An 11,277-nucleotide genomic window follows, 5' to 3' on the forward strand; every position below is an offset into this window, starting at 1 on the left:
ATGGGGGTGCCACTAACGAAAAACGGGAGCCCGAGAGCTCCCGTTTCCCTAGACCGCCTGAATCAGCGCGGGAAAGCCGGCGGATTCACGCCAGCCATGTCTTCCATCACGCGGACGACCTGGCAGCTGTAGCCGAACTCGTTGTCGTACCAAACGTACAGGACGACGCGATTGTCGTTGGCAATGGTCGCCTCGGCATCGACGACGCCCGCATGGCGGGAACCAACGAAGTCGGTGGAAACCACTTCCTGGGACGACACGAAATCGATCTGCTTCTGCAGGTCCGAGTGCATGGCCATCTGGCGCAGGTACTCGTTGATCTCTTCGCGGTTGGTGGCCTTTTCCAGGTTCAGGTTCAGGATGGCCATGGAGACGTTCGGCGTCGGAACGCGGATGGCGTTGCCGGTCAGCTTGCCTTTGAGCACCGGCAGAGCCTTGGCGGCAGCAGTAGCGGCGCCAGTCTCGGTGATCACCATGTTCAGCGGCGCGGCGCGGCCACGGCGGCTGCCCTTGTGGAAGTTGTCGATCAGGTTCTGGTCGTTGGTGAACGAGTGAACGGTTTCGACGTGGCCGTTGATGATGCCGTACTGATCGTTGACAGCCTTCAGCACCGGCACGATGGCGTTGGTGGTGCAGGAAGCGGCGGATACGATCTTGTCGTCAGCGGTGATGTCGCCATGGTTGATGCCGTGTACGACGTTCTTCAGCGCGCCCTTGCCCGGAGCGGTCAGGATCACGCGGTCGATACCCGGGCACTTCAGGTGCTGGCCCAGGCCTTCGGCGTCACGCCACTTGCCGGTGTTGTCGACCAGCAGGGCTTTCTTGATGCCGTACTGGGTGTAGTCGATCGACGCCGGGTCGTTGGAGTAGATCACCTGGATCAGGTTGCCGTTGGCGGTGATGGTGTTGTTTTCTTCGTCGATGGTGATGGTGCCATCGAACGGGCCATGCACGGAGTCACGACGCAGCAGGCTGGCGCGCTTGACCAGGTCGTTCTCGGCGCCCTTGCGGACGACGATGGCGCGCAGGCGCAGGCCGTCGCCGCCACCGGTCTTCTCGATGAGGATACGGGCCAGCAGGCGGCCGATACGACCGAAGCCGTACAGGACGACGTCGGTGCCTTCGCGGGCGCCGCCGTTCTGCTTGCCGACCACGTCGGCCAGTTCGTCCTTGGTGAACTGCTCGATGCTGCGGCCGTTACCTTCGGTCTTGAACTTGGCAACCATCTTGCCCAGGTCGACGGAAGCGGCGCCCAGCTTGAGCTCGCTCATCGCCTTGAGGATCGGGAAAGTGTCGTGAACCGACAGCCCGCCTTCTTCGGCCAGGCGGTGACGGGCGAAACGGTGCGCTTTGAGGATCGCGATCACCGAACGGTTGATCAGGCCACGGCCGTAGATCGAGGTCACCACGTTGTTGTTACGGTAGAGTTGGCCGATCAGCGGAATCATGGCTTCCGCGAGGGCTTCACGATCGATCCACTCACCGAGACACTGGTCGGGCTTCTGGGTCACGGGCAATACCTTCCACATGTAGGAGAAGAAAAAAGGGGCTACATTATGACGGCGCGAACAATCGCCGGCAATCCGCAGCGGTCGTATGACTGACATCCGTCAATCGGGATAGTTACAATCCGACCGGTCAAATTCCTCGACCGGAGCCACGAACGCCCGTGTCCGTATTGCGCATCCCTACATTGCCGACAGCCGCCGGCAAGCAATCCTGGGGCAACCTCCCCGGAGCCGCCCTGAGCCTGGCCATCGCTGAAGCGGCCGGCCCAGCCAAACGTTTCACCCTGTTGCTGACCGCCGACAGCCAGAGCGCCGAGCGTCTGGAGCAGGAACTGCGCTTCTTCGCGCCAGACCTGCCGGTATTGCAACTGCCGGACTGGGAAACCCTGCCCTACGACGTCTTCTCGCCGCACCAGGACATCATCTCCCAGCGCGTCGCCGCCCTTTATCAGTTGCCCGAACTGCGCCGCGGCGTGCTGGTGGTGCCCATCACCACCGCCCTGCACCGCCTGGCGCCGGCCAAGTTCCTGCTCGGCAGCAGCCTGGTGCTGGACGTCGGCCAGAAGCTCGACGTCGAGCAGATGCGCAGCCGCTTCGAAGCCGCCGGCTATCGCTGCGTGGATACCGTCTACGAACACGGCGAGTTTGCCGTGCGCGGTGCACTGATCGACCTGTTCCCCATGGGCAGCGAACTGCCCTACCGCATCGACCTGTTCGATGACGAAATCGAGACGCTGCGCACCTTCGACCCGGAAACCCAGCGCTCCATCGACAAGGTGGAGAGCATTCGGCTGCTGCCGGCGCGCGAGTTCCCGCTGCGCAAGGAAGCGGTGGCCGGCTTCCGCGGCCGCTTCCGCGAGCGTTTCGACGTCGACTACCGGCGTTGCCCGATCTACCAGGACCTCGCCAGCGGCCTGACACCCGCCGGCATCGAGTACTACATCCCGCTGTTCTTCGAAGATGGCGAGGCTTCGACGCTGTTCGACTACCTGCCACAGGACACCCAGGTGTTCTCCCTGCCGGGCATCGAGACCGCCGCCGAGCAGTTCTGGACCGACGTGCGCAACCGCTACGAAGACCGTCGTTACGACCCGGAACGCCCCCTGCTGCCGCCGGCCGAAGTATTCCTGCCGGTGGAAGACTGCTTCGCCCGCCTGAAGAACTGGCCGCGCGTGGTGGTCAGCCCCGAGCCGATCGAAACCGGCGTCGGCCGCGAACGCTTCCCCGCCGAAGCGCTGCCAGAGCTGGCCATCGAGGCCAAGGCAACCGAGCCACTGGCGCGCCTGCGCCAGTTCATCGAGCAGTTCGACGGGCGCATCCTCTTTACCGCCGAATCCGCCGGCCGCCGCGAAGTGCTGCTGGAACTACTCGCACGACTGAAGCTGCGCCCGGTCGAGGTCGAAGGCTGGCCGGGCTTCCTGGCCCACAAGGACCGCCTGGCGATCACCATCGCGCCGATGGATGAAGGCCTGCTGCTGGACGCCGAAAAGGGCCAGCCAGGCATCGCCCTGGTGGCCGAGAGCCCGCTGTTCGGCCAGCGCGTCATGCAGCGCCGGCGCCGCGAGAAGACCCGCGACGGTGGCGAGAACGTCATCAAGAATCTCACCGAGCTGCGCGAAGGCGCGCCGGTGGTGCACATCGACCACGGCGTCGGCCGCTACATGGGCCTGATCACCCTGGAGATCGACGGCCAGAACGCCGAGTTCCTCGCCCTGCAATACGCCGACGAGGCCAAGCTCTACGTTCCCGTCGCCAACCTGCACCTGATCGCCCGCTACACCGGCAGCGACGACGCCCTGGCGCCGCTGCACAAGCTGGGCTCGGAAACCTGGCAGAAGGCCAAGCGCAAGGCCGCCGAACAGGTCCGCGACGTCGCCGCCGAGCTGCTCGACATCTACGCTCGCCGCGCCGCCCGCAAGGGCTACGCGTTCAAGGACCCGCAGGTCGACTACGCCACCTTCTCCGCCGGCTTCCCCTTCGAGGAAACCCCGGACCAGCAGACCGCCATCGAGGCGGTGGTCGCCGACATGCTCTCGGAGAAGCCGATGGACCGCCTGGTCTGCGGCGACGTGGGCTTCGGCAAGACCGAAGTGGCCATGCGCGCGGCCTTCGTCGCGGTGCACAGCGGCAAGCAGGTCGCCGTGCTGGTGCCCACCACGCTCCTCGCCCAGCAGCACTACAACAGCTTCCGCGACCGTTTTGCCGACTGGCCGGTAACGGTCGAGGTGATGAGCCGCTTCAAGTCCGCCAAGGAAGTCGAAGGCGCCGTCGCGCAGCTGGCCGAAGGCAAGGTGGACATCGTCATCGGCACCCACAAGCTGCTGCAGGACGACGTCAAGTTCAAGAACCTCGGCCTGGTCATCATCGACGAAGAGCACCGCTTCGGCGTGCGCCAGAAGGAACAGCTCAAGGCGCTGCGCAGCGAGGTGGACATCCTCACCCTCACCGCCACGCCGATCCCGCGCACGCTGAACATGGCGGTCGCCGGCATGCGCGACCTGTCGATCATCGCCACGCCGCCGGCACGCCGGCTCTCCGTGCGCACCTTCGTCATGGAAGAGCAGAAGTCGGTGATCAAGGAAGCCCTGCTGCGCGAACTGCTGCGCGGCGGCCAAGTGTACTTCCTGCACAACGAAGTGAAGACCATCGAGAAGTGCGCCCGCGACCTGGCGGAGCTGGTTCCCGAGGCGCGCATCGGCATCGGCCACGGACAGATGAACGAACGCGACCTGGAACGGGTGATGAGCGACTTCTACCACAAGCGCTTCAACGTGCTGGTGGCCTCGACCATCATCGAGACCGGCATCGACGTGCCCAGCGCCAACACCATCCTCATCGAGCGCGCCGACAAGTTCGGCCTGGCCCAGTTGCACCAGTTGCGCGGCCGCGTCGGCCGCAGCCACCACCAGGCCTACGCCTACCTGCTCACTCCGCCGCGCAAGCAGATGACCCCGGACGCCGAAAAGCGTCTGGAGGCCATCGCCAACGCGCAGGACCTCGGCGCCGGCTTCGTACTGGCCACCCACGACCTGGAAATCCGCGGCGCCGGCGAGTTGCTCGGCGACGGCCAGAGCGGGCAGATCCAGGCGGTGGGTTTCACTCTCTACATGGAAATGCTCGAGCGCGCGGTGAAAGCCATCCGCAAGGGCGAGCAGCCGAATCTCGAGCAGCCGCTGGGCGGCGGCCCGGACATCAACCTGCGCGTGCCGGCGCTGATCCCCGAGGATTACTTGCCGGACGTCCACGCCCGCCTGATCCTCTACAAGCGCATCGCCAACGCCGCCGACGAGGACGGCCTGCGCGAGCTGCAGGTGGAAATGATCGACCGCTTCGGCCTGCTGCCGGAGCCGGCGAAGAACCTGATCCGTCTGACTTTGCTGAAACTGCAGGCGGAAAAGCTCGGGATCGTGAAGGTAGATGCCGGCCCCCAGGGAGGCCGGGTAGAATTCGCCGCCGATACCTGCGTCGACCCGCTGGTGCTGATCAAGATGATCCAGAGCCAGCCCAATCGGTACAAATTCGAAGGGGCCACCCTCTTCAAGTTCCAGGTGCCCATGGAGCGCCCGGAAGAACGGTTCAACACGCTGGAAGCGCTGCTCGAGCGCCTCACGCCACAGACTCATTAAGGACCCTGTGCATGCGCCTGTTCCAACCCTTGCTGCTGTCGCTGGCGCTACTGTCGCCAGCCGCCTTCGCCGAGCCCTACCAGGTGGAGCTGATCCTCTTCCAGCAATCCGGCGACGCCGTTTTCGCCAGTCGCCCTGCGCCCGACGACTGGGCCAAGGGCGCGCAACCGCCCGGCCCGGACAGCTCACGCCCCACCGCGATGGACGCCCAGGTGGCCAAGCTCAAGCAGAACGAAGGCTTCCAGGTACTGATGCACAAGGCCTGGCGCCAGGAGATCGATGCCAACCCGGTGAAGGTTTCCCTGACCGAGGGCGCAAAGCACGATGGCCATTTCCCGGTGGAGGGCACCATCACCTTCAGCCAGCAACGCTTCGTGAACACCCAGACCGACTTCTGGATCAACCAGTTCGGCCAGGACGGCCTGCTCGCCGCCAGCCAGCACATGGTCCAGGAAGCCAGCCTGAAGAACAGTGTGCTGACCTACCTCGACCACCCGAGCCTGGGCATGTTGATCAAGGTGACCCCGCTCAACGCCAAGCCCGCCTCCGCCCCGCCGCCGGGCATGGAAGACGAGGCTCCGACCGGCCCGGACGCGCCGCAGCAGCAACAGGCTCCCGCTGCCCCGGCAGACGGCGGCTTCGACGCCCCGCCGCCGGCACAGCCCGCGCAATAAATAAAAAGCCCGGCATTCGCCGGGCTTTTTATTTTGCTCTTCGCAGGAGCGAGCTTGCTCGCGAACCCGCAAGGCGCGGTGCCAAGCGGTTCGCGAGCAAGAACTAGACGTCCCCCTCGCTCCTACAGTATTGGCTCAGCTCACCAGCACGCGCCCCAGCACCTCGCGCACCTTGCCGATACCTTCGTGCAACGCCTGCTCGATCTCGGCCATGGTAATGATGCCGCTGGACTTGCCAGCCGCCGGATTCACCACCAGCGACAGGCAGGCGTAAGGCAGATCCAGCTCGCGAGCCAGCGCAGCCTCGGGCATGCCGGTCATGCCAATGATGTCGCAACCGTCGCGCTCCAGCTTGGCGACTTCCGCCACGGTTTCCAGGCGCGGGCCCTGGGTCGCGGCATACACGCCATGGCTGCTGTACGCATAGCCCAGCGCCTGCAGGGCGGCAATCAGCTTGAGCCGCAGCGTCTCGTCGTAGGGGTGGCTGAAGTCGATGTGGGTGACGTGCTCGATGTCGCCGGCAAAATAGGTGTGTTCGCGCCCCCAGGTGTAATCGACGATCTGGTGCGGCACGCAGAGATGGCCACTGCCCATGGCCGCGTGGATGCCGCCCACGGCGTTCACCGCCAGGATAGCTTCGGCGCCCGCCTGCTTCAGCGCCCAGAGGTTGGCGCGGTAGTTCACCTGGTGCGGCGGGAAGCGATGCGGGTGGCCGTGGCGGGCGAGGAAGAGCACCTCGCGGCCGGCGAACTCGCCGCGCTGGATGGCTGCCGAGGGTGCGCCGTAGGGCGTATCCAGCTCGATGGCGTCCTTCAGGGTCAACCCTTCCAACTGGGTCAGGCCAGTGCCGCCGATGATGGCGTAAACAGTCATGGCAAATCCTTAATCGATCAGTTGTGCGGCACGCAGCTCGCCGACGGCTTGTTGCCAGCGCGGCAGCTGCTTGTATTCGATACCTGGCCAAGCCTTGGCGCGCATGCGCTGCAGACGCTGCGGCGCGCTGACCTTGAGGCGCTGCAAAGCGCTCAGGGCCAGCTCGGCGGAGGCGCGGTCGTTGCACACCAGGCCCATGTCGCAGCCGGCACTCAGGGCGGCCTCAATGCGGTTGGCGGCATCACCGACCACGTGGGCGCCGGCCATGGACAGGTCATCGCTGAAGATCACCCCATCGAAGCCCAGTTCGCCACGCAGGATGTCCTGCAGCCAGCGGCGGGAGAAGCCGGCCGGATTCGGGTCGACCTGCGGGTAGATCACGTGAGCCGGCATCAGCGCATCCAGCTCGCCGGAAAGGCGCTGGAACGGCACCAGGTCCACGGCGCGGATCTGCTCCAGCGTACGTTCGTCCTCAGGGATACCCACATGGGAATCCACTTCCGCCCAACCGTGGCCGGGGAAGTGCTTGCCGGTGGAAGCCATGCCCGCGGCGCGCATGCCGCGAATGAAAGCGCGGGCCAGCTCGACGGCGCGCTCCGGATTGCCCTCGAAGGCTCGACTGCCAACGACAGCGCTGCGCTGGTGATCCAGATCGAGCACCGGAGCGAAGCTCAGGTCGAGCCCCACCGCGAGCACCTCGGTTGCCATCAGCCAGCCGCACTGTTCGGCCAGTCGCTCGGCATTGGCGTTATCGGCAATGGCGCGCATCGCCGGCAGGCGCAGGAAACCCTGGCGCAGGCGCTGCACCCGGCCGCCCTCCTGATCCACCGCGAGCAGCAGGTCGGGGCGCAGCGCGCGGATGGAGGCCATCAGCTCGCGCACCTGGCGCGGCGACTCGATGTTGCGGGCGAATATGATCAGGCCGCCGACTTCCGGCTGGCGCAGGATCTGGCGGTCCTCGGCGGTGAGCCAGGTGCCGCCGATGTCGAGCATCAGTGAGCCTTGCATGTACATTCCTTTCAATTCAATTGCGCCACCCGCCACTCGGGGCAGGCGGCCTCTTCGATGCGGACCCGGCAATGGAGGGGAACCTGCGGAAAGAGTTCCAGCAGGTCGTCATTGCGCAGGCGGATACAGCCGTGGGACAGCGGCGTGCCCATGGGCTCGCAGTCCGGCGTACCGTGCAGATAGATGTAGCGGCGGAAGGTATCCACCTCGCCAATCCGATTGCGCCCCGGCTCGCAGCCACTGAGCCAGAGGATGCGCGAGAGTATCCAGTCGCGGCCGGGAAACGCCTCGTGAAGCTTGGCCGTCCAGGTCTCGCCGGTCCAGCGCCGCCCCTTCAGAACCGCGCCTTTGGGCAAGCCATCGCCGATGCGCGCACGGACCTGGTGCAAGCCGCGCGGCGTGCAGCCGGAGCCGTTGCGCTCCCCCGCGCCGTTGACGGCGCTGGATACCGGAATGCGCACGACAAGACGCCCCTCGGCGAAGCCGTAGAGCATCTGGTCAGCAAGGGAGATATGGAGAAGATCGAGATCAGCCATGGCCGGCTACTGTAGCCGATCGAGCCGACGCAGCCCAGCGCGAAGCCGGGCCCGGATCAGACCTTGGCGGGCGCCTGGGCGGCACTCGACTTGGTGCGCGGCTTGAGCTGCGCCCCCGCCAGCGAAGGATCGCTGACGCCGCTGTCGGCGCGCATCCCGGCAGCCAGGAACGGCACCATCAGGCGCATCACCTGCTCGATGGAAGTGTTCACGCCGAAATCGTTCTCGGCCATGGCACGCAGCGCCTTGATGCCGGACATGCTGAACACCGCGGTACCCAGCATGAAGTGCACGCGCCAGAACAGTTCCAGCGGCGGCAAGCGCGGCGCGGACTCGTTCACCAGCAGCATGTAGCGACGGAAAACCTTGCCGTAGACCTCTTCGAGGTACTTGCGCAGGTGCCCCTGGCTCTGGCTGAACGCCAGCCCCAGCAGGCGCATGAAGATCGACAGGTCGTTGCCGCTGCGCGGCTTGACGGCCATGGCCTGGATCACGAGCAGTTCGAGCAGCTCTTCCAGCGTTGCGCGGGGCGCATCGGGCTTGGCCTGGCGGCGATCCAGCTCCTTCTCGAGGCTGGCGCAGAACGGGCCGAGGAAGCGCGAGAAGACCGCCTGGATCAGCGCCTTCTTCGAGCCGAAGTGGTAGTTCACCGCTGCGAGGTTCACCCCCGCCTTGCTGGTGATCAGACGCAAGGAGGTTTCGGCGAAGCCTTTCTCCGCGAACAGCTGTTCCGCAGCATCCAGGATGCGTTCGACGGTTTCCGACTGGGCCATGGCTACTCCGCCTGACAAACACTTGTTTGAAACATACGTTTCAGCGTCTTCTATTGTCAAGCAAAGTGCGATGGATTGTTACCAATATCATGGCAATGCGACGAGAGACCTTGTGTAAAGCAAGACGCTTGCCAGCGTCCAAAGGTTACATGCACGAACGTTCCACCGACAGCCGCGCCCAACAAAAGCATTGCCAGCCCGCCATCACTGTATATAATTCCAGGCACTGTATAAAAAGCCAGAGTATGGACATGCTGAAGCTCACGCCGCGCCAAGCCGAGATCCTCGCCTTCATCAAACGCTGCCTGGAAGCCAACGGCTACCCGCCCACCCGCGCGGAAATCGCCCAGGAACTCGGCTTCAAGTCGCCCAACGCCGCCGAGGAGCACTTGAAAGCCCTCGCCCGCAAAGGCGCCATCGAGATGACCCCGGGCGCTTCCCGCGGCATCCGCATCCCCGGCTTCGAGCCCAAGGCCGCCGCCAATGACGACGAATTGCCGATCATCGGCCGGGTTGCCGCTGGCGCACCGATCCTTGCCGAGCAGAACGTCGACGACACCTGCCGGATCAACCCCACCTTCTTCAATCCGCCCGCCGATTACCTGCTGCGCGTACGCGGCCAGAGCATGAAGGACGTCGGCATCATGGATGGCGACCTGCTCGCCGTGCATGTCACCCGCGAGGCGCGCAACGGCCAGATCGTGGTTGCCCGCCTGGGTGAAGAGGTCACGGTGAAGCGCTTCAAGCGCGAAGGCAGCAAGGTCTGGCTGCTCGCCGAGAACCCGGAGTTCGCCCCCATCGAGGTCGATCTCAAGGAACAGGAACTGGTCATCGAAGGCTTGAGCGTCGGCGTGATCCGTCGCTGAACAGGAGACACCCATGCAGTACCCGCAGCCGCAGAACCTGCCGCAACTCCCGCTGTTCCAGGAAGCACTCTGGGCGAGCGGTACTGCTCCCCTGCTCCCGGAGCTGATGGAAGAAGAACCCGTCGCCGACGAAAGCGCCTTCAGCGAGATCGCCCTGCGCGGCCTTCCCGGTCAGTGCCTGATGCTGCTGGCGCCCATGCTCCGCGAGCTGAGCGAGGAAAGCGATTCGCGCTGGCTGACCCTGATCGCGCCGCCGTCCAGCCTGACGCCGGACTGGCTGCGCAAGGCCGGCCTGAACCGCCAGGGCATCCTGCTGCTGCCAGCCCGCGATCAGGCCGCCGCCCAGGCCCTGGCCTGCGAGGCGCTGCGCCTGGGCAACAGCCACACCGTAGTGAGCTGGCTGAATCTCAGCGCGAAAGCGCGTGCGCAACTGTCCCGCTCGGCCGTGGCCGGCCAGGCGCAGAGCCTGAACATTCGTCTGGGTTGATCGGATCGGGAAGCTTCGCCGCGAACGCGGCGAAGCGGCAGCACTCAGTGCAGGACGCGCGGACCTTCGTCGTCCATGCTCATGTCGCCGCCTTCGGCGAGACGACCGGCCATCTGCACACCGACATTGAACATCGCCTTGGCGATCTCGATGTGCTGGCCCTGCAGGAAGCCCTTGGCATCGGCGGAGAACTCCAGGGTCACCAGCGCCTCCTCCTCGTCTGCACGACGCAGCACAATGCGCCCGTCAGGCAGTTCGACAATTTCCAGAAATGAGGTTGGCATAGCGACGTTCTCCACAGCAGAACGCGTAGTGTAACAGCCACATCCGCTACACCCTAGCCAAAGCTTGCGCGGACCGACCGGAAGGCCGGCACGCTGTGAAGCAGGAATCAGAGCTCGGTGAGCGATGCGCGGAAGCGCAGTACCAGGTCCTTCAGGGCTTTGCGCCAGGCTTCCAGCTCATCATTGCCCAGCTCGACCGGCGCCTCGTCGTCGACATTCACTGCCTGGATCAGCGGCTGGGTCGGATCGACCTTGGCTTTCTTTGGCTCGCTCGGCGGCTGGAACAGCGCGGCATAGCCGGCCAGCAAGCGGCCCAGCCAGGCTTCCGGCGATTGCGCCAGTTCGACCATTTCCGCCAGCTCCGGGCTTGGAGCGGCAGCCAGCACCTCGGCATTCAGCAGCATATCGACGCGCGGCGCACCGGCCTGGGGCAGGCGGTAGTAACCGGCGATCTCATGGGCCACACCCAGCACCGCCCCATAGAGATGGAACAACGCCGCTTCGCGCTCGGCCTGGATACGCGCCTGGGCGTTCATCGCACGCGCCGCTTCGGCGCTGCGCCAGGCTTCCAGGGCAAGGCCGGCGAAGAACAGCTTCTGGTTGGTGCGGGTATAGAGTTCGTTCGCCATGACCGGGCCCTCT

The 11,277-nt window shown here is 65.3% G+C and carries 11 protein-coding genes; 4 read left to right on the forward strand and 7 right to left on the reverse strand.

Translation table 11 applies throughout. The features are described 5' to 3' along the window. Window positions 1-62: 62 nt before the first annotated feature. A complete protein-coding gene (locus tag UB43_RS13440; RefSeq protein WP_045211669.1) occupies window positions 63-1,529 on the reverse strand; it encodes a glyceraldehyde-3-phosphate dehydrogenase in 1,467 nt (488 codons plus the stop codon). A gap of 140 nt (window positions 1,530-1,669) precedes the next feature. Here UB43_RS13440 and mfd point away from each other — a divergent pair, with 140 nt between their 5' ends. Together mfd and UB43_RS13450 are read left to right on the forward strand one after the other, a co-directional pair. Continuing rightward, the gene (gene mfd / locus UB43_RS13445; RefSeq protein WP_045211670.1) at window positions 1,670-5,134 is read left to right on the forward strand and encodes a transcription-repair coupling factor; all 3,465 of its coding nucleotides are present in this window, start codon (window positions 1,670-1,672) and stop codon (window positions 5,132-5,134) included. An 11-nt stretch (window positions 5,135-5,145) separates the two neighbouring features. Next, the gene (locus tag UB43_RS13450; protein WP_045211671.1) at window positions 5,146-5,808 is read left to right on the forward strand and encodes a CsiV family protein; all 663 of its coding nucleotides are present in this window, start codon (window positions 5,146-5,148) and stop codon (window positions 5,806-5,808) included. 135 nt (window positions 5,809-5,943) lie between these two features. Here the strand turns inward: UB43_RS13450 and UB43_RS13455 are convergent, their stop codons facing one another. From UB43_RS13455 to UB43_RS13470, 4 genes are read right to left on the reverse strand one after another with little or no spacing between them, the layout of a single operon-like run. After that, window positions 5,944-6,681, reverse strand: a complete 738-nt coding sequence (locus UB43_RS13455; protein ID WP_045211672.1) for an S-methyl-5'-thioinosine phosphorylase — start codon at window positions 6,679-6,681, stop codon at window positions 5,944-5,946. Between the two features lie 9 nt (window positions 6,682-6,690). Then, window positions 6,691-7,689, reverse strand: coding sequence for a beta-N-acetylhexosaminidase (nagZ, locus tag UB43_RS13460; RefSeq protein ID WP_045211674.1), 999 nt, complete (start codon window positions 7,687-7,689; stop codon window positions 6,691-6,693). Between the two features lie 11 nt (window positions 7,690-7,700). Next, window positions 7,701-8,225 (reverse strand): L,D-transpeptidase, encoded by a 525-nt coding sequence (locus UB43_RS13465; RefSeq protein ID WP_045211676.1) that lies wholly within the window; start codon window positions 8,223-8,225, stop codon window positions 7,701-7,703. Window positions 8,226-8,281: 56 nt separating this feature from the next. Next, window positions 8,282-8,998 carry a TetR/AcrR family transcriptional regulator gene (locus UB43_RS13470; RefSeq protein ID WP_045211678.1) on the reverse strand — a complete coding sequence of 239 codons (717 nt, stop codon included), beginning with the start codon at window positions 8,996-8,998 and terminating at the stop codon, window positions 8,282-8,284. Window positions 8,999-9,249: 251 nt separating this feature from the next. Between UB43_RS13470 and lexA the strand changes: the two genes are divergently transcribed. Together lexA and sulA are read left to right on the forward strand one after the other, a co-directional pair. Beyond that, window positions 9,250-9,864: a transcriptional repressor LexA gene (gene lexA / locus UB43_RS13475; protein WP_026079098.1), complete on the forward strand. Its 615-nt coding sequence runs from the start codon at window positions 9,250-9,252 to the stop codon at window positions 9,862-9,864. 13 nt (window positions 9,865-9,877) lie between these two features. Further along, window positions 9,878-10,351: an SOS-induced cell division inhibitor SulA gene (gene sulA, locus UB43_RS13480; protein WP_045211680.1), complete on the forward strand. Its 474-nt coding sequence runs from the start codon at window positions 9,878-9,880 to the stop codon at window positions 10,349-10,351. A gap of 44 nt (window positions 10,352-10,395) precedes the next feature. Here sulA and UB43_RS13485 read toward each other — a convergent pair whose 3' ends face one another. After that, window positions 10,396-10,635, reverse strand: a complete 240-nt coding sequence (locus tag UB43_RS13485; protein ID WP_045211682.1) for a hypothetical protein — start codon at window positions 10,633-10,635, stop codon at window positions 10,396-10,398. A 107-nt stretch (window positions 10,636-10,742) separates the two neighbouring features. Next, the gene (locus UB43_RS13490) at window positions 10,743-11,264 is read right to left on the reverse strand and encodes a DUF6586 family protein (protein ID WP_045211685.1); all 522 of its coding nucleotides are present in this window, start codon (window positions 11,262-11,264) and stop codon (window positions 10,743-10,745) included. Window positions 11,265-11,277 lie beyond the last annotated feature (13 nt).

This window comes from Pseudomonas sp. 21 (assembly GCF_000955805.1).
Taxonomy (GTDB): Bacteria; Pseudomonadota; Gammaproteobacteria; order Pseudomonadales; family Pseudomonadaceae; genus Pseudomonas.

Coding starts and splice junctions, on each gene's coding strand:
- UB43_RS13440 (WP_045211669.1), bottom strand. CDS start 1,529: ATGTGGAAGGTATTGCCCGTGACCCAGAAGCCCGACCAGTGTCTCGGT.
- UB43_RS13450 (WP_045211671.1), top strand. CDS start 5,146: ATGCGCCTGTTCCAACCCTTGCTGCTGTCGCTGGCGCTACTGTCGCCA.
- UB43_RS13455 (WP_045211672.1), bottom strand. CDS start 6,681: ATGACTGTTTACGCCATCATCGGCGGCACTGGCCTGACCCAGTTGGAA.
- nagZ (WP_045211674.1), bottom strand. CDS start 7,689: ATGCAAGGCTCACTGATGCTCGACATCGGCGGCACCTGGCTCACCGCC.
- UB43_RS13465 (WP_045211676.1), bottom strand. CDS start 8,225: ATGGCTGATCTCGATCTTCTCCATATCTCCCTTGCTGACCAGATGCTC.
- UB43_RS13470 (WP_045211678.1), bottom strand. CDS start 8,998: ATGGCCCAGTCGGAAACCGTCGAACGCATCCTGGATGCTGCGGAACAG.
- lexA (WP_026079098.1), top strand. CDS start 9,250: ATGCTGAAGCTCACGCCGCGCCAAGCCGAGATCCTCGCCTTCATCAAA.
- sulA (WP_045211680.1), top strand. CDS start 9,878: ATGCAGTACCCGCAGCCGCAGAACCTGCCGCAACTCCCGCTGTTCCAG.
- UB43_RS13485 (WP_045211682.1), bottom strand. CDS start 10,635: ATGCCAACCTCATTTCTGGAAATTGTCGAACTGCCTGACGGGCGCATT.
- UB43_RS13490 (WP_045211685.1), bottom strand. CDS start 11,264: ATGGCGAACGAACTCTATACCCGCACCAACCAGAAGCTGTTCTTCGCC.